This window comes from Mycoplasma sp. 3392 (assembly GCF_053851755.1).
Map to the genome: position 1 here is coordinate 103,580 of NZ_JBSQBF010000002.1, position 21,372 is coordinate 124,951.

7 protein-coding genes are annotated in these 21,372 nt (G+C 29.8%); 2 read left to right on the top strand and 5 right to left on the bottom strand.

Features of this window, described 5'->3' with window-relative positions; all coding sequences use genetic code 4:
- Positions 1-13 precede the first annotated feature (13 nt).
- The 5 genes from ACWXVV_RS02020 to ACWXVV_RS02040 all read right to left on the bottom strand — a co-directional run bounded on the left by ACWXVV_RS02020 (position 14) and on the right by ACWXVV_RS02040 (position 4,949).
- Positions 14-313, bottom strand: coding sequence for an MMB_0454 family protein (locus tag ACWXVV_RS02020; protein ID WP_455984702.1), 300 nt, complete (start codon positions 311-313; stop codon positions 14-16).
- A gap of 1 nt (position 314) precedes the next feature.
- Positions 315-878, bottom strand: a complete 564-nt coding sequence (gene efp, locus ACWXVV_RS02025; protein ID WP_438341769.1) for an elongation factor P — start codon at positions 876-878, stop codon at positions 315-317.
- Positions 879-893: 15 nt separating this feature from the next.
- A complete protein-coding gene (locus ACWXVV_RS02030; RefSeq protein ID WP_438341768.1) occupies positions 894-1,511 on the bottom strand; it encodes a signal peptidase II in 618 nt (205 codons plus the stop codon).
- Entirely contained in the window at positions 1,504-4,155 is a 2,652-nt protein-coding gene (gene ileS, locus ACWXVV_RS02035; RefSeq protein ID WP_438341767.1) for an isoleucine--tRNA ligase, read from the bottom strand. Before ileS ends, ACWXVV_RS02030 begins: the two co-directional genes overlap by 8 nt.
- A 101-nt stretch (positions 4,156-4,256) precedes the next feature.
- Positions 4,257-4,949 (bottom strand): NAD-binding protein, encoded by a 693-nt coding sequence (locus ACWXVV_RS02040; RefSeq protein WP_438341766.1) that lies wholly within the window; start codon positions 4,947-4,949, stop codon positions 4,257-4,259.
- Positions 4,950-5,514: 565 nt separating this feature from the next.
- On the opposite strand from ACWXVV_RS02040, the gene ACWXVV_RS02045 reads away from it, so the two are divergent.
- Positions 5,515-6,951 (top strand): potassium transporter TrkG, encoded by a 1,437-nt coding sequence (locus tag ACWXVV_RS02045; protein WP_455984700.1) that lies wholly within the window; start codon positions 5,515-5,517, stop codon positions 6,949-6,951.
- A 19-nt stretch (positions 6,952-6,970) separates the two neighbouring features.
- On the top strand, positions 6,971-21,337 hold the full coding sequence (locus tag ACWXVV_RS02050; RefSeq protein WP_456012469.1) for a GDSL-type esterase/lipase family protein: 14,367 nt from the start codon (positions 6,971-6,973) through the stop codon (positions 21,335-21,337).
- Positions 21,338-21,372: the final 35 nt, after the last annotated feature.

A 21,372-nucleotide genomic window follows, 5' to 3' on the forward strand; every position in this document is an offset into this window, starting at 1 on the left:
GGTTTGTGTTTAATTAATATGTTCCGCAATATTCTAAATTAACATTAATAGGTTTAACATTGATTAAGCTGAATGTTTTTTGTTCAACAAAAAAGATTAGATTCTTAGTTTCGAAAACAAAATCAGCATTTTTCTTTACTTTGTATTTAATTTTGTAAGAAACATTATTTTTGTTGTTATCAATACTAATTTGAAAATCATCTAGAATGTTAATATTTGCACGTTTTTGCTCACAAATGGCTTTTTTTAGTACATCGATGTGAACTGAATAAGTTACATTCATGCCTGAATTAACATTAATTCATTCTTTCATTTTATTTGTTTGCTCTTCCAACATATTTACCTGATTCAGTTGATACTAAAATTGTTTCTCCTTCTTTAATGAACATTGGAGTTTCAACTTCGAAGTTAGTTTCAACAATAACTTTCTTTTGTGGGTTATTTGCTGTGTTTCCTTTAACAGCTTCAGGTGCTGAGATAACTTGCAATTCAACGTTAGCTGGCAATTCAATGTCTAAGACTTCTGTTTCATATTTACGTACTAAAACTTTTAGTGAAGGTTTCAAGAAATTCATTTCTCACTCAACTTTAGCAACTGGAATTTCAATTTGCTCGAAAGTTTCTTGATCCATCAAAATAATGTTTTCTCCATCGCTGTATAGATAGTCCATTGAAGATTTTTCAATTCTAGCAGGCTTAACTTTATCTCCACCGGTGAATGATTTGATTGTAGTTGAACCGCTACGTAGATTTTTAACTTTTGCTTTAACTGTTGCTTGTCCACGCCCTTGTTTTGAGTGTTGTGATTCTAAAACAACATAAATATCACCATCTAATTCAAATGTGATTCCTGGTTTAAATTCATTAACATTTAACATATTGTCTCCTTATGATTATTTTAATTGTTGATGTTGTGCACTAGTGTGTGCTGATTGGTTTTGATTTTGGTGCTTTTTAGAGTCTAAAACTCAAAAAACAATGTTTGAAATAACAACGTATAATGATGTGAAAATTGCTCCACACACTAAGCTTAAGTCTGCTCAGTTGAATACTCCGTGACTAGCTCAAGGAACGATAAAGATATCTCTTACTCCATCGTAGTTAATTCTGTCAGCCATATTTCCTACTGCACCAGCACTAATACTTGCTAGTCCAATAATAATCGCTAAATTTCTTTTGTTTGTTATTGATACCGTAATACCATAACTTAATAAAACTATTACGATACTCAAAAAATGTAAAAATCCATATGAAAGTGAAGAACCAAAGAAGGTTGTTCCAGGATTAAGAACATGTCTTAGGCCTCATAATCTTCCATAGTCAACTGCCAAGGTGGCATCGTTTTTATTATAGATTGAATATTTAGTTGCTAAGTCAATAACCAGCATTAATCCAAAAACAGCAAAAAAGATAGTTGTGTTTACAAGAAATGTGTAAAAAGTGATTTTTTTGTAGTGAGCAGCAATATCATGAGCTGCCTTTTTTAGTCATTTTTTAGCATTATTAAGCATTGATGACCTCCTCACATCTTGAACATAAATCATCTTTGATTTCACTAGATTCAAAATGGTTTCAACATCTCTGACACTTGATACTATCTTTTAATGGTTGTACTTTTGTTTCGTTAGCAAAATCTACTTTAGCTACCATCAATAGAGAAACTAAATCTAAAGACTTGATAAATTCACTGTCAGTTTTAATTGTTACGTAAGCTTCATTCACTCTCTTGAATTCTTGGTTTTTAATAGCATTTTCAATTAGTCTGTAAACTTCATCCTTTAGTTCAAAGAATTCTTTTCATTGATTTTCGATTGTAAAATCAAGTGATTTAGCTTTGAAAAAGTCAAGCAAGTGAACTGAAGATTTTTTATTTTGGTGTTTGAAATATTTATAAATTTCTTCGGTTGTAGTTGGCAATATTGGCGCCAAGGCAGTAATTAATGTTTCAATGATTTTGTAGAAGTTGTATTGAATTTGTAAACGATTTGCATTATTTTTAGCATCTGCATATAAACTATCTTTCGAAATTGAAATATAGTAAGAACTTAGATCAATAACGAAATTGTTGATATCCTTGATTACGTTAATGAAGCGATAATTTTCGTAATTTTCAACAATTTTAGCCTCAAGGTTTTTTCTTCTTTCATCGATTAAAACATGGATTGATTCAAGTTTAGTTTCGTGGAACTCATAATCACTAATTGCTCCCAACATAAACTTAAATGTATTTCTTAATTTACGGTAAATTTCAACATTTTGGTCAAGAATTTTGTCATTAATTGAAATATCAGAAGTGTATTCACTATTTGCAACTCAAAGTCTTAAAATGTCTGCTCCGTATTTTGAAACGATGTCCAAAGGTTTGATGATATTTCCCTTTGATTTTGACATTTTCTCACCCTTACCATCTAGTAAGAAACCATGTGATACTAATTGTTTATAAGGTGCTGTATCTCTTCAAGCAATTGAGTTGATTAGACTAGAGTTAAATCATCCACGATATTGGTCGCTACCTTCAAGATATAAATCAAAAGGTGCCTTAATCCCTTCTACATCCAGACCAATTGAAGTTGAACCTGAGTCAAATCAAACGTCCATAATGTCATTTTCTTTGGTGTAGCCTAAATTACGGAATTTTTCTGGTAATAATTCATCCGCACTTAGTTCATATCAAATATCTGTTCCATGTTTTTCAACCAACGCAATAATGTGATCCATAATTTCATCGTTGAATACTGGTTCTTTATTTTTGTCATAGAAAACAGTAATTGGGACTCCTCAAGATCTTTGTCTTGAAATAGTTCAACTTTCTCTTGCTTCTAGCATTAGTGACAATCTTTTTTTGCTTCAATCATTGAAAGTTTGGACATTTTGAATAGCATCCATTATTTCTTTTTTGATTGGTTTTAAAGATACGAATCATTGTGGTGTTGCACGGTACATTATTGGCAAGTGTGTTCTTCAATCGTGTGGGTATGAGTGTTTAATTTTCTTGAACGCAAGTAGTAAACCTTTTTCTGTTAGAAGTGCTCCCACTTTTGGATTAGCATCATCATAGAATAAGTTAGCAAATTGACCTGCTTTATTATTTAACGAACCATCGTCTTCAACATGCATAATCATTGCTAAATTGTTCTTTTTCCCAATTAAAAAGTCATCTTCACCAAAAAGTGGAGCCATATGCACTAAACCTGTCCCACCGTCCAATGTTACGTGGTGACCTTCAACAATTGGACAAACTAAGTCATTCACTGGCGAAAGGTACTTAGCATCTAAAAGTTTTTGTCCTTTAAATGTGTCTAAAACTTGATAATTTTCTCACTTAAAAATTTCGACTAAAGACTCAAGCAACTCTTTTGCAACAATGTAATTTTGATTATTAGCACTAACCTTAACATAATCGAATTCTTTACTTACTGCTACCCCACTATTGGCAATTAGAGTTCAAGGAGTAGTTGTTCAAATTACAACGTTATCGTCTTTGGCTAAGACTTCATTTCCTTCAACAATTTTGAAAGCAACATACATTGATGGAGAGATATGGTCAGCATATTCAACTTCTGCTTCAGCTAAAGCACTTTGACTCGAAGGCGATCAGTAAACTGGCTTTAAATCTTTGTAAATTAATCCGCGATTAATCATTTTTTGTAATAAACGCAATTGATCCGCTTCCATTTTTTTATCTAAGGTTTTATAAATGGTTTCAAAATCTGTAAGCAGTGATAATTGTTTGAATTCTTCTTTTTGTAATTCAATTTGGCTTAGTGCATATTCGGCACAAGCTTTTCTTAGTTCTACAACACTGAAATCATTTTTATTTTTCTTAGCTTCAGAAAGCATTTTGTGTTCAATTGGTAAACCGTGAGTATCTCAACCAGCAACAAAAGGAGAATAAAATCCGGCCATATTTTTTTGACGAACAATGATGTCTTTAAGCACTTTATTCATTGCGTGTCCGGTGTGAATGTGGCCATTTGCATAAGGTGGTCCATCATGTAACACGAAACTTGGCAAGCTCTTATTTTTAGCTAAAATTTGACGATACAACTTATCTTGTTCTCATTGTAAACGGTAACTTTTTTCTTTGTTAGCCAAGTCTGCTTTCATTGGGAAATCAGTCTCAGGCATTAACAACGTATCTTTGTAATCTTTCATATTGCTCCTCGTTTTAAAATCAATCATTTTTTACAATTTGACGTATTATGTAATATTTTACCAAAATATTAAAGAAAAACCGACAAGCAGTCGGTTCACTCTTAGCTCTTCACTTCTGAAAATCAGTCAATGATATTGATAATGTCTTCCAATTTTGCAATTACAGTAACTAAATCTCCTTCTTCGATGACGAAGTCCCCTTCAGGTAAAAAGCTTGAAAGTCCACGTTTTATTAACACAATTGATGCATTTTTGCTACGAACATCTAGTTCACGAATGGTTTTTTTAGCTAGTTTTGGGTTCTTAATGTAGGCTGAACCAAACACAAAGCCATCCCCAGCGTCTTCTAAGTCTTGCGAGTATGAAATTAGCGATTGGTTGGCAACAATTAAAGCAGTTTTAATTCCTGCTTCTTCTTCAGGACTAATAATGACATTTACTCCGATTTGCTTTAATACCCGTGAGTGACGTACTGAATTTGCTCTGGCAATGATGTTTTTAATTCCAATTTCTTGTAACGCTGCCACAATTTCAATGTTATCTCCAGTTGCAACAACAACGGTTTCAATGTCGTTAATTGCCATTGCCATTAGCGCTTTAGGATCGGCCGCATCTGCCACAAAAACTTTATTTACTTCATCCCGGAAAGGAATTAAATTCTTTTCACTTTCGTCAATTAAGGTTAGGTGTAATTTATTATCATAAGTTTTAATTAAATTTTGGACAACACTTTGTCCATAACGACCCATTCCGATGATGCAAATTTCAACAATTTTTGACTTATTTTTTTTCATTTTTACCTCTGTTTTTTGCAAAATATTGCAATTTTTACGTTAACTATTATAAATATTTTAATTTGTGTTAAGCAATTTAGCACAATTTTAGTTTCTTAAAAGTCCAAAAACAGATTTTTTAAAGCCTTTAATCCTTATTTTTGGTATACTTACTTAAAATTTTTTTGTTCCTAATTGGCAAAAAACACAAATCCTCTTTCAAATTATTTATTAATAAATAATTGATGCTTATCAATCCTGATAATTTGTTAAAAAATACGTTTCGAAGCTAAAAATTAGCCTTTTTTTGCCTTTTTTTGCCTTGAAAAGACCTAAAAAATATTTTTTTATTTACTATGTAAATAAACTAAAAGACTAAGTTTCGGATATTTGTAGTAAAATTTTCAATATGAAAAAAATAGCCAGCAAAGGTAAAGTAGTCAAAAAGATATTTAATTTCTTTAACTACTTTAAGCGAATGGGAAGTATCAAACATATTTTTCTCATTTACCTATTAATAACCTTTATTATCAGTTTTCTCTTGTATTCGAAAATTACTTGAAATCTTGATAGTAACGGACAACCTATGGGAAAAAAAGATTTTTCTTATAGTGATGCTTTATTTTTAGCCGCTAGTGCATTTAGCGATACCGGGCTAAGTTCTGTTAATATTAGTGAACATTTCAATGCCCTAGGTCAAGCGATAATTGCAATTGGCATATTAATTGGAGGTTTTGGTTTTTTTACCTTGAAGCTTTATTTCTTCAACTTGGTAATAAGACACTTTGGATGAAAAAGTACTAACCATGATGTCTCTCTAACTCAATTTGAAAGAGGAACGGCCGTCATTGGTGATACAAAAAGACTAGTTAAAGTTAGTGTGACCACCTTATTTATCACAATTATCATTAGTTCGATTGTTTTATTTTTATATTTTTACTTTTCAAATGATGGTTTTTATGATGATAAAGCTTGAGTACAAGACTGAAAAGCACATCATAAATTTGATCGAGTAAGTAGTTTTGATCCGATAGTAAGTGGTAAGTTCGACCCTAAGGGTAATATCGAAATGTCGCTACGGTATGCTGTTTTTCACTCAATCAGTGCAGTTAATAATGCTGGATTAGACATTTTAGGTGGTAAATCTTTACAAGTTTATTACACAGGATACGGAATTCAAATCATTTTACTAATTTTATTCATTATTGGGGGAGTTGGTTTTCCTACTATTTATGACATCTATCTTAAATTAGAATCACTAGCCACCAAAAAGCGTTACCGTATCACTTTATTTACAAAACTGAATATCACAACATGATTAATCATTTCAGTAGTTGCTATTGCCTTGACTTTTGCTTTAGAAACAACGGCATCCAGTCGCATGGCATTCTGAAAACAAGAACAATATGGTTCAACAGCTAACAAAAGCCTAGCTATTTTCTTCAATACAATGGCAACTCGGAGCGCTGGATTTTCAACTATTGATTTTTATGTTTTGACCCAACCAACCTTAGTTTTACACGGAATTTTAATGTTTATTGGGTTTGCTCCTTCATCAACAGCCGGAGGGGTAAGTAATATCACTATTGCAATACTATTTTTGAGTATTTTTAGTGTTATTCGGGGAAGAAAAAATATTGTTACTTTCCGACGTCAGATCGGAAAAGAAACCCTTATCAAAGCAATTAATGTTTTTGTAATCGGGTTAGTTTTAGTATTTATTGGTATGTTAGTAGTCACAACTTCAGCAAACGGACTAACAAATGAATCATGAAAAGATTATGACGGTTCACAAAAGAAATTTAATTTCGTTTTAGTATTTTTTGAAACTTTATCAGCTTTCGGTAGCTCCGGAATATCAACTGGACTATCAGCCAACCTTAATATTTATTCAAAAATAACACTGATTCTATTGATGTTTATTGGACGGATTGGAATTAGTTCAACAATTCTAATATGAGGAAGACAAAAACACTATAGTTCAAGAATTCAATACATTTATGAGGATATTTCAATTGGATAACTTGGAATAGGAGATTAGTATGCAAAAGAAAAGAAAAATTGCTGTTGCTGCTTCATTAGGGCTTTTAGCACTATTAGGAGCAACAATTCCTACATCGATTTTATTGACAAAGAAAAACTCAAAAGAAGAACCTAAACCACCAGTAGTGGAAAATAGTTATGCTATTAGTGGAAATATCAAATACGCTGCTTTAGGAGACTCTATTGCAGCTGGTTTTAATGTTAAACTAGGATTTGATCAAGGTGGATATTACGATAGTGAAAACAACGAAGTACAAGGAATGTCTTATTCTTCTTTTATTGCCAATGCAATTCGTGAAACCAATCCTAATCGCCTTGAAAGCTTTTATAATTTCGGTTTGTCAGGAACAACAATCACGGATTGACTATATCTTTTAGACCCACAATCTGCAAGCGAAAATGAAAAGCAAAAAGCTACTTCGAACTTGAAATTTGACTTAAATATTGATAGTGACAGCAATAATCCAATCACTATCCAAGGACAAAAAAGATTGCAATATTTATTCAATAATTTTGAACAAGCTAACAATGAGTTTGGTATTTTACAGCAACAAATTAAGAATGCTAATTTGATGACTATTTCACTTGGGGCAAATGATTTCATTAACCAAGTTGACTTATTCAGTATTCTTTCAACGTTAAGTTTTGATGAAACAAATAATTCTGAATTAATCAAAAAATATTATGATGATTTTATTTCACAAGCTCAACAAGCAAGCCAAAACATCATTGAAAATTACACAAAATTAATTACCAAATTTAAAGCAATCAATCCGGATTTAAGAATTAATTTAATTTCTTATCCAATGCCTTTTTTAAGACTTTCACCACTTATTGATAAAAAATTCAGTCTTTTAACTACTGATTTGACTGAAAAAGCATTAGATATCTTAAATGGTGCAATTAAACAAACAGCAGCTAATACTAATGTTCAATACATCAATACTTTTGACAAAATTTACTGACTAAAAAACGCTAACTTGTTATCAAGTAATATTTTTGACATTCACCCAGATATTGCTGGATACAAAAAAATGGCACAAGATATCTTCTTGAAAATGTCACTAACTCAAGATGAAGAAAACGGTCAAATAGTAGCTGATAAAAATTATCTAGATAGTGATGCAAACAGTTTTAAACAAAGTCTAAAATTTGCCAAAAGCAATATAGAACTAAAAAGAATTGTGTTGAAATTGAGTGCTTCAGGAGTGCAAAACACCGATTCTATCGATGTTAGATACGACTTTGAACAAACTGTTTATAACAAAGCAATTTACAATTTCTTATTAAAAAATCCAGTTGTTGATTATGGAAAATTAATTAAATTCTGAACTAGCGATTCGGCCTTATTATTTGAAAAAGAAAATTTTGAATCTTTACTAAAACGAATGTTTAAAAATATTGGTGTTGACTATGATCAAATGCCAAATATTAAAGCATTTTTTGCTAAGTTGATTGCCGACAACAAGCAATCTTCATTTATGCCAAAATTAATTGATGCATTTGTTGAATCAAAATATATCGATAAGCTTTTTGCTAATTTACAAGCTGATTTAGACAAATTAATCAGTGAAAAACAAATTGAAAACATTTCAGTTAATGAAATTCAAAACGTTTTTGAAAAAAACATTTTCAATTTGCCACTAATTTTTGCAACCTTAAAATCGATTTACAAGTCTGATGTAGTTAAAAATGAGGAAGATAAAAATTACTTCAAATCATTACAAAATGCAATCGTTAAAGATTTATTAACAAGCAAAATTGTCTTAGAACTAATCGATAAAGATCACAAAGATGTTGTTAATGCAATTTTAAATGATGAAAAAATCAATAATTCTATTTCTTCTGCGGCTTCAGCAGTTTTAGATGATTTTATTGATAATTATGATTTTTATTTTGCTTCTTCATACTCAATGACCGACTTATTAAGCAAAGTTTACGAGCACCACGGCGCAGAGATTCGTAAAGTTATTGCTACACTTATCGACTTTTTAGCTAACAATAGTTCATTTGAAAAGTATGTTTCAAACGTTGTAATTAATCAATTAGAAAATACTTTTGCAACAAAATATAGTGATGAACAAAAGGCCAATATTGCCCACTTTGCAGTTCAAAGTTTAAAAGTTATTCCAAGCAAACCATATTTAGATGGAATGCTAGATTTAATCATTTCTAACTTTATAAAAAGCATTGAAAACAACAACTTTAACTTCAAAAACTTTATGCTTCAAAGCATTTATGGTGCAATTTTAAAACCATATAAAGGTAATGAAAATGCTGAAGTTATTTTAGATTTTATTAACCAAATAGGTAATGATGAAAAATATGCAGCAGGTCTAAAAGATATTCTTGAATCATTCGTTAACAGTAACTTGATTACTGATATTTCATTCACTGACTTAGGACAAAGTCAAATTAGTGTCGAAGAAATCAAAAAATTAGCAGTAATCTTGATTAATAATGAACAGCTAGTAACTAATGAAAATCTAAAACAAATCCTAAAAGATATTTTCAAATTATTAGTTGAATCAAACGTTTTAAGATCTGACTTAATTCCACAATTTTTAAGTGCCTATGCACAAGGGAATTTAGTTAATAAAGTTTATGCCTTCTTAGATAAAAACAACCTAGTTAACGGACTTAATTTACGTTATCTAAATCAAGGTGGACTAAGAGAAGCAATAAATGAATGAGTTTCAGCGTTATTAAACGATATTTTTAGCAGTTCTAAATTTAGTGATGCATTAGTAGAAATTTTCAATAATTTTATTGATAATGTCGCTAAATTCAAAGGTGCTACATTTGAAGAAATTCTGGCTAACTTAGTAAAAAATATCGATTTATTGAAACCAGAAAAAGTACTTTCAGCTCTAGCAGAAGTAATTAACCAGGACTCACAATCAAAACAAAAAGGTTTAGATCTTTTCTATAACGCTTTAGAAGTTTATTTTGACATTGAATTATCAGGACAACAAAAAACCTTGTTGCAACAAAATATTGCAGCTGTTCTTCAAAATTTACCAAATACTGTTTTATTTAAAGAATTAATTCAAAAAGTAACACAAACTGAAATTCAAAACAAAACTCCAGCTGACTTTTTTGAAGAACTCGCTAAAAACATTAATAGTATTTTCAAAGTTAATACAATCGAACTAATTAACAAGTTTTTTGGTGTAATTTTTGCAAAAGATAATAACAACAACGATTTTGTTAATGTTAAATTAGACAAATGACTATTAGCATTGCAACCAATCGTGCAAAGCCCTAAATTCTACAATGTTGTATTCGATAATTTAAAACTTAAAGACAAATTAATTAGTTTGATCAAAAATATCGATCTAAGTTCATTACAACTAGAAGATAGTTTAAGACAACAATTGCAAAACATCATGAACCGTTTAGGTTATGTAGTCGAAGAAAAATTTGACACATTAGTCAAAGAAGCACTTGAACAAATTTTTGCTTCTTTATTCAATGAAGAATCAATCAAAAGAGCACAAGCTAGTCCACACAATTGATACAAAGACTATGCAACAGTCAAAATCACTGAAGCAATTGATAAACTATTAAACAATGTTTTAAGTACTTTACTAAATGATTCTGAAAATACTCAAAGCATTGCTTCATCAGTAGCTGATTTCATTGTAAATTACTTAAAACAACACATTCAAGCTACACAAAGTGATTTTGACACTATCAAAAAACTACTTGAAAAAGTTTTTGCTGAACTTACTCAAAAAGATTTCGTTCGTTCAACAGCTAAAAGTATTTTTGACAAATTATTGAACTCAATTAATCTAAGTGATGATTTAGTTGTTTCACTTCAAAATACAAATTTAAGTAATTTATTGAATGTAAAAAGTGTAATTAACACTATTTTGATTGATAACATTGATAAATTGCTTGATCTTCTAACTGATAAAGAAATTAACACCATTGTTCGTGTATTAGACAATAACTTCGATACTGTGGCCAAACTTTTAGTGCCGAAAGAAAACAAGAATTCTGAAACTAATGCTGAAGTTAATAGTGGAATCACAGATAATGTTGAAGTTAACATTCAAATCAATGGCGAAACAATATTTAAAGTAATTAAAGCATTTAACAAAAAATTAACTGCTTCGCAATATAGTCAAGACACTAGAAATCACTTGGATAGTTTAGTTGATAAACTTTCAAATAATGACTCAATTAAAGACTTTTTTGTTCAAAAAATCGCTTCTCTACTAACTATTGACGAACAAAAAAGTCAGGAAATTTGAAACTTACTAGCACAAGATAGTCAAACTAAGACTATTCTAAAGGATGCTTTAAGTCAAACTTTAACTGCTAACAATTCAGAAGTCAACAAAGCTAACAACTTTGCTAATTTAATTACTATCTTTGTTAACAAGAGCAGAGAAGAACTTTCATCATACATCGATTCACTAGTTCAAAAAATTAACAATGTTTCAGTAATTAGAGATTTTGTTATTGACAAAATCACTGATTTGATGAAAAAAGAGTTAAAAATCGACTCATTAAACAAAGAAGTAACTACCGATATCAAAGAAATTCTTTCGCAAGTTATTTCTAAGGCTAATACATTAGATGTTTACCAAAGTTTAAAAAATCAAGTACTTGATAATTTCAATAAACTAGATCAAAAAGATATTAATGATTTAAATTCAATTACCTGAGCTAATTTATTCGAAGGCTTAACAGTTGAAACATTATTAAATAAACACGACATTAACTTGCTAGTTAATGCTCTTTTCACTAACGAAAATGTAGCTCGTTTAACTAGAATTTGACTGGCAATCAAAAAACCGGTTCTGGATTTAGTGTTAAGCGAAAAAACTAACGAACAATCACAAAATCAAGAAGCAAGTGATGAAAAACAACAACAAAGCAGTCAAAACACAGATCCATACATTGGAATTATCAAGAAAATTATTAATTCTGTAAACTTCGAAAACGAACAAATTAAAACTAATTTGACTTCGTTTATAACTTTTGCTATTAAAGATTTTGTTGAAAATAACTTATTTGACATCAAACAAATTAAAGATGCTTTAACTGAAGATCAAATTACATTAATTAAGCAATTAAGCATTAATTTCGTTAGTGATCCAGATTTTAACGAACTAGTAAGCTCATTTGTTACAAGTGTTATTGCTTCAAATCGTTACGAAAATGTAACATCAGCAAAAGATTTTGTTAATCAATTAGTAAAAGACAATGTTGACAAGGTCATTAATTTAGTCAAAAAATCATTATCACAAAGTTTAACTACAGAACAAAATCAACAAGCTTGAATAGATTTAGCAAACGAATTAATAATCAAAGAATTAAAACTAAATGATGAACAACAAGCGACTTGAAAACAATACTTTGAACAAGTTGCTAAAAGATTACTTTCTGTTATTCCTTCAACTGAACTTTACAATAGTGCATTCGCAAAAATAAGTGAAATTTTAACTAAAAACGATTTATTAACTAGCCTAACTGAGATTAATCAAGAATTAGTAAAACTTATCAAACAACAATTATTAAATGTTGATTTTGTATTTGATTCAACATCGAAACCAGACGTTGATAAGATTCTAAATGCTTTATTTGTTTCGACTGACACTGAAGATCAAGATGTTGAATCAATTTATCAATTATTGGTAATTGTTATTGATTCTCTAAACACTAAAAATAAAGAAGCTTCTAGTGAAGATAAACAAGAAAATGTTCAAAGGGACACAAATGTAACTTCTTTAGACTGAAAATCACTAGTTGTAAAAATAGCTAAATTAGCAAATAATTCAGTAAATCACAATGGTGAAATAATAGCCCACAAACTAGTCAAATTAGGTCTAAAACTAGCTGATGGCGAAATTCAAAATCAAATCAATAAGTTAGATCTTTCAGAAGAACTAAAACAATTAATCAACGATTTCGGAAAGCAAACTTTAGAAAATAAACAAATTATTTCACTACTAGAAAAAGCAATTTACAATGTAATTTCTAGTCCCAACTATCAAGGAATTGAAACTTTTGATGCTTTAGTTAATAAAACATTTGAACTAAACAAAAATGATTTCATTTCGGCAATTAGTTCAGTTGCAAAAGACTTCATTTCACAACCAGATAATAAAGCAAAACTAGCTAAAATCATTGCTTCTACAATTAATGAAAAACTTAACAATTTAGCAAGCGAACAAGAAAAAAACGCTTTACAAAATTTAGTGCAAAAACTTCTTGAATTTGTGTCTTTACAAGACATAATCAACACTATTAGCAAACGAATTCAAACAGTTCTTGAAAACCAAAATAATTTAATGGTTGATAGCAAATTGAATACAGATGTTTTCCAATCCGTTATCAATGGATTATTGAATGAAGAATTTTTAACTTCAGTCTTTAATACTGAAAATGTACAATCTTTATTACAAAAAGCATTGGGAACTGAAGAAAATAACACTGAATTAGATGATTTAGTAAATATCTATCATTACGTATTAAAAGTTGTAAAAGACCAAAACAAATCTTCACAAACTAGTGATCAAAATACTCAAACAGATTCACAACAAGCAACAGGCAAAAACACTATTTCAATCCCTGAAATCAATTGGGCAAAAGTAATAATCAAAGCATTTAGTAACTCGCTACCTGATAGTTTTGACAAAAAAGATGTTTTAGTTAACAAACTAGCAACTTTATTAACTAAAGTTGCTGCTGATTATCTAGACAATGATTTAACAAAATTAGATTTTTACACATCATTAACTCAAGAACAAAAAGACTTATTGCAAAAAGTTAAAGCAAAAGTTTTAAATTCTTCAAATCTTCAAAACACTCTAAAAACTGTTTTATCTGACTATTTATCAACAGATAAATATCAAAATGAAGAGACTGTTGCTGATTTTGTAAATGATTTTGTTAAAAACAATAGTCAAGTAGTTCTAGATTATGTAAAAAATGAAATTTTTTCATTACTAGGTGATAATGAAATTGCACAGCCTTTAAATGATGTGCTTCTTCACTTAATTGAAGAGAAATTAGAAATTAAAGAAGAAGATAAAGCAACATTTGAACAAAATGCTGCACCTTTAGTTTCGCGTCTAATTGCTAAACTAAGTTCTAGTGACTTGTATGCTAAAGTATTCGAAAAATCAAAAGAAATTTTCGATGCAAAAGATTTACTAACTCCAGAACTTGCAATTAATCAAGAATTTGTTGAAGCATTCAAAAAACTTTTTGGCTCAATCAATTTTGTATTTGACAATGCTTCTAAAGGTGATGTCAAAGTTTTAGCAAACATCATTTTTGACGTTAATGACAAAGAAGATAATGATGTTAAACAACTAGCAAAACTTTACAAAATTCTATATCCAGAAATTGTTAAATTAATCAATAAATCGCAACAAAACGAAGGTTCACAAGGTTCTGAAGATAGTCAAGATAAACAGACTTTAGACTGAAAAGACTGAGTCGTTAAAACTGTTAAAATGCTAAATAATTCAGTGGATGAAAACGCTGATATCATTAGCAAAAAAGTTGTTTTATTGGGACTAAATATTGCAAGCGAACAATTAAATGATTTAGTAGATAAGAGTCAAAATCTAACTCAAGAACAAAAAGACTTAATCAAACAAGTTATTGAAAACGGTTTTGCAAATACTAAATTCAATGAATTTTTAACCAGTGCAATTCAACAATTAATTAGTCAAAATGACTATGATGATTTAACTACTTTTGATGCCATAGTTAATAAAGCTTTTGCCTTAAATAAAGAACAATTAGCTCCAATGCTAGAAAACTTAGTTTCTGATTTAATGCAAAATGAAAATTTAAAGACTAATTTAGCTAAAATAATTGTCGATTTAATCAATACAAATCTAAATAACTTAGCTTCAGAGCAAGATAAACAAGCAATGATTAATGTGGTGCAAAAACTACTTGATTTTGCAAACCAAAATTCTGTGTTAAATCCAATTATTGAAAAAGCCACTCAAGTTCTAAATGCAAATGAAACAATCATTAGTGATGGAACTTGAAACAAACAAATTGTTCAAGATGTTGTTAACGCTTTAGTTGATAAAGATTTTATTAATAGTCTACTAACTGATAAAAATATTCAAGCACTAGCTGAAAAAATCTTGGGAACAGGACAAGGAAAAGATGAGCTAAATGATTTAGTTCAAGTCTATCGTTACGCTCTTAAAGTTGTTAAAGATAAAGCAAATAACCCGCAAGAAGCAAATACTGATTCACAACCAGAAAATACTAACGAAACAGATAGCAATCAATTCAAAATAGAGTTGCCACAAATAGATTGAGGCTTACTAGTCTTACAAGCTTTCCATAACTCAATGCCATATGATTATGCAAATCAAGAAGTAATCATCAATAAACTTTTAGATTTAGCTAAATTAATTAGTCAAGATTATTTAGATAACGAGTTTAAAGAAACTGCGACATTTAAAAACTTGACAACCGAACAACAAAATCTATTTAATGTTCTAGAAACAAAACTATTAGTTTCTGAAAATGTCGATAATGGACTAAAATCAGTTCTAAAAGATTATCTTGCTAGCGACAAGTACAAGACTAAAACTTCAGTAGCAGACTTCGTTAATTCACTAGTTAAGGCTAACGTACAAACTGTAACGACTTCACTAAAAAGCGAAATTACTAGTCTTTTAAGTGACAATGATGTTAAAGAGTCGATAATTCAAGTTGTCTTAAAACTAGTTGAAAAAGAATTAAAAATTGAAACTGAAAAAATTAGTGATTTTGAGCTTAATGCAACTCCACTTCTAAGCCGTTTACTAGCTAAAGTTTCAACAACTACCTTGTTCCAAAAGGCATTTGAAAAATTTGCTTCAATCACTGAAGCTAACGACTTGTTAACAGCTTCACTAGAGTTGAACAACACTCTTGTTGAAGAATTGAAAAAAGAATTCTTAACTTTTGATTTCGTGGTTAAAAATACTGCAAAACAAGATATCAATGTTGTTGCAAACACAATTTTTGACTCAGCTGATGCACAAAATCATGATGTTGAACAATTATTTAAACTTTACGAAATTGTTTATCCAAACTTAAAAGAGTTATTAACTTCAAAACAACAAGAATCAAAATCTACAGATGCTGAAATCAGTCAACCAGTTGATGAGAATTCACAATCCAGTCAAGGTCAAACACGAGAACAATTAACCTGAAAAGATTATGTTGTTAAAGTCGTAAAACTTCTTTCAAATTCAGTTTCAGATAATAGTCAACAAATCAGTCAAAAAGTTGTGCTTTTAGTGCTAAAAATAGCTAATAAACACTTAGTTGAATTCTTAGATAATGAAAACAACAACACTCTTAGCCAAGCACAAAAATCACTAATTGCTTCACTAAAAGATGTAGCAATTCAAAATCCAAAACTAAACCAAACCCTTGCGAATGCTGTTGCTAACTTAATTGCTTCTGAAAACTATGAACAATTAGAAGATTTCGATGCAATAGTTAACAAGGCATATAACTTAAATAAAGAAGCTATCATTGATTCACTATCTTCAGTCATAGCACAAAGTTTAGCAAGCGAAGACATCAAACAAAAACTATCACAAGTTATTACTGAAGCAATTAATACTTCTTTTGATAAACAAGCAAACGAACAAGATTTACAAGCATTAACTAACCTAGCAAATAGACTAATCGATTTTATTAGTGAACAACAAATCTATGACTTAGTTTTAAATAAAGCTAAATCATTCCTAGCAACAAAAGATAGCATTATTACAAATTCCGCTTGAAACACTAACCTGGTTCAAGAGTTTGTTAACGACGTAATAAATGAAGAGTATCTAAAAACCATCCTTAGCGCACAAAATATTCAAAAATTACTTGAAAAAGTTCTTGGATTAACTGCTAATGAGCAAGAATTAGATGACTTAGTGCAAGTTTATGACTATGCATTTAAGGTAATTAAATACAAAAATGAAAACTCTTCACAGGAAGCTAACACTGAAAGTCAGGAAACTGTTGATAATAAATTCCACTTATCAGTTCCGAGCTTAAATTGAAGTTTAGTTATTGCTAAGGCACTTCATGGATCACTTCCTGAAGAATATGAAAACAATGCAATCATAATTTCAAAAATAGCAAAATTGATTAACAAAATTGCTAACAAATTTGTTGACAAACAATTAAAAGATTTACCAGAATATGCAAATCTAAGTCAAAATCAAAAAGATTTGATTGAACAATTACGTCAAAAAGTTTTAAATCAAGATGATTTGATTGGCCTAGTAAAAGATTTAATTAAAGATTTTGCTTCAACTCACAAATATGAAGAAAAACAAAGTATTGAAGAATTTGCTAATGCTGTAATAAGAGCAAATGCACAAAGAGTGATTACATATCTAAAAGAGAAAGTAGCATCTCTATTGCAAGATGATGTAGTAAACAATTTAGTCGCTAAATCGTTAGCAGATGTTGCACAAAAAGTAACAAAACACGATTTTGTCGAAGACCAAAGAGAAAGTTTTGAAAGATTAGCACAAAGAATTCTAAAAACAGTTGCTAGTGTTCCTGCATACAACGTAATATTTAATAAGATTTCAACAGTCTTGAGTGAAAATGATATTTTTGCCTTAAATTGAAAAGTTAAAGATGAATTCATTAGGGCAATAAACAATATTTTTAGCTCAAGTCAAGCAATTAGTGAATTGTTAGATCAGCCAAGTCTAAAAGCAGTAATTAATGCTATTTTTGACACTGAAAACGATATCGATCAAGCGCAAGACGACATCTTAAATGTTTATAAATGAGCAAGAACTATTGATAACAAACAATCTTCATCAAACAACACTCAAGAACACTCAAATACTGATAAAAATACTGATTCAGAAAATCAAGACACTGAACTAGATACTGAAAATAGTCAAAAAATTGATCTAGCATCACTTGCAACAAACATCATTAAAACCTTAAATGGAGTTATTGAACAAGATAATGTAAAACTAAAAAGTGCAGTTGCTAATGTAATGTATAACATTGCTAAATTTGAGATTAGTAATTTAGACTTAAAAGATACATTAAAAGATTATTCATCGCAAGAAACTAACATTAAAAACTTGTTATTGGCAATTTTAGAAAATCAAAAACCAACAGATCTTGAGTCAATGAATACCAGTCTTTTAACATCATTGATTTTTAAATTCTTAGATAAAAGTTATGATTTAACGCCAGCTCAAAATGCCAACGAAGTAATTAAAACATTCATTAAACTTGCTAAAGGTGATGTAGTAGTAGGAATTGAAAACTTTATCAATTCAGTTCTTTCAGATGAAAATATCAAGTCTTCATTAAAAGAAATTCTTATTGAAGTACTTGCTAAATATGTTGGCGTAGAGCAATTAACTGATGACCAAAAACAAGCAACTAGAAATGTTTTGGAAAGTTTATTCACCTTTATCAAAGGCACAAATGTTTACACAACAGCCTTAACGAAAATACTAGACAAACTGCAAGATGTTGACTTTATTAAGGATTCACAATTTAATAAAGAAGGAATTGTTAGTGCAGTTAAAGAAGCATTTGAAGATCTTGATCTAAGTGAATATGTCACTGAAAAGAACACAAAATTACTAATTAACTCTATGATAAATTCAGAACATTCAGCAAATGACTTGATGACTGTTTACAAATTAATTAGATCTAAGAGTCTGGAAGCAATTAAACAAATCACAGATAGCAATGGCACAGACTCTTCAGAAACATCAAATCCTGAGTCAAGTTTAGAATCGGATAGTCAATCTGAAGAACAAGCAAAACAAAAATCGAACAAAATTATGAATGCCATTTTGGTTGTTCTAAAAAGTTTGAATGGTTCAACAAATGAACAAATTTCTCGTTGATCTTCTGACTTTGTATCGCAATTCATTAGATATGAATTAGGCATTGAAACAGATAAAAACTTAGTAAAAATCAATTCCGATTTCATTTCAGATCCAACAGTGCAACACATTCTGTCAACTGCTGTTAACAATGAGGAAGTTGATGCATTGTTGCAGGGAATAGTACAAAAATACTTATCAAATAAATTAGACGAGTATCAAAATGCTGAAGATTTAAACAATTTTGTAAAACAATTCATCTCCCTAAACATTGAAGATCTAAAAAATATATTGATCAAAGGTTTAGATGCAGCATTTTCAAAAGAATCAAATACACAAGAATTCTCACTAGACTTATTTAATTACATCAATAATAAATACAAAATAGGTTTAACAGTTGGCAACGAAAATGTAATTCAATTCAGATACTACATTGAAGCATTATTATCAAAACTAGCAAAACAAAACTTTGCTAAAAGATTGATTTCTGATGCAATGGAACAACTGAAAGATTTAGATATTCTTGATGGAATGGTACTAGACAGTAAGATTTTTGACAAACTATTAGTAAAAATCATCACTAATATTGATTGAAATGCAATTATCACTAGTGAATTACCTGAATATGTAATTAATACTATGATTCCTGATGAATCAATTGATTTTGCTGATAGCAAACAACAAGATGAAGCTGTAAGTACTCAAACAGATAAACTTGCCAACTTCTTAGATTTCATTATGCAAATTGTTAAAAAGATAACAGAACAGGAAGCAAAAGCAAGCGAAGGAGCAACAAGTGATACTCAAGACGTTCCTTCAACTGAACAAGATCCAGAATTAGAACAAAAGAAACGTGAAAAACTTGAAGGTATTGTTCTTAACTTGCTACGAGTATTTAACAACTCAATTCCTAACCCAAATAATGAAACAATTCCTAGACTCAAAGCACAAATTATTTCTGATGCATTTATTCGTCTAGCACGCAATGCTATTTCCAACATTAATATTGCTTACTTGTTAGGAATTACTGATGAAGAGCAAGAAAAAGAAGTTAACAAACTTGTTAAAGACATTTCAACATATGATAGTATCAGTAGATTTGTTCGCCAATTATTAAGCGATTTCTTCACAAGTGATCTAAAAACTTGAAAAGAATATACATCAGGTGATGAACAAAGTCTACAAAAGGTTTTAAGCCTATTAATTAAACACGAACAAACGCCAGTTAAAAACTTCATTAAAGACACTCTTCTAACTTTCATTGGCAAAGAAGAAAACCGAAGAATTTTTAGTAAAGCGGTATTTAAAGTTATGAAACTTGATAATACTACCGATGATGACATTACTACATTCAGTACATTTATCCAAAGAGTGTTGCCTCAAATCATTAATACTAACTGATTTGAAAATAAAATTCTAAATCGTTCATTCTGATGATTACAAAAAGAAGCCCTAAATTTCAATATCTTTAAACCAACAGAATTCATTACCAGTGCTATGAATAAAGTAATTTCTAGAATACCAATTGATGATATTACTATTCTTAATAGTTTGATGGGAAGAACTGATAACTGACCAATAGGTCCAACAATGATGGTTAAACTTATTAACTTATTTATCGGAAAATCAAATTTTGAAGATTCTCCACTATATAATGGTTTAAGAAACTTAAATATGGATCCAGATCCTTCAAAAAGAACAAGTAAGAAAGATATCGATAAAATTACTGGAAGCTCATTTTTTGAAGTAATCGGAAAACTAACTGCCAAATCTGGCACAGCAAATGTTCCTGAAGGTGAAAATAAAGACTACTGAGTACCAAGTCCGGGAGATATCGTAAGTTTCCTTTCTAAAACATATGAATTATTGGCAGTTGCCTGGACTAATGCAAAAGTTCCTGATAATTATAAAGATTTCAAAAAACGTCGTCAATATGAAGAATACAAAGCTGTTTATAGAATATTTACATTGGTAAATTACGCAGTATTTAATATGTATTATCGTGAAACTTATGTTGATGATAGAGAAAAAGGAGTTATTGGAATGTTTACATCAGACATTGCAATATTCTGAGCATTACAAGAAGACTATGCTTCATCTTTTTCACTAAATAAGTTTTTAGGAGCTTACTTTAAAGGAAACAAAGATACCGCTTTAAAATACAGATGAATAAGAGATGAATTAAATCAATATTACATATCTGATAAAATATGAAGCTGATCTGATTTTAAATACGTTTACAAATATGCTGACGAAAATAATTACAGTCCGGATTCTATATTCCACATTTTGATGACTTCTGGATTTAAAGCAGGAGATCCAAAAGCAACAAGTCTTTATATCAACTTTGATGCTTATGGTGATGGTCGTCCACATATAACTAAAAAAGAATACGTTCTTAAAACCATAAAAGACGGTGGGTGAGCCATCTCAATGAATAATTCAGGAAAAGTTTCAATAAATGGGTTCTCAGGTATGAATCAAATCGAAAAAGGACAATACTAATAATATTTTCAATATAACAAGAAGAGCAAAGCATA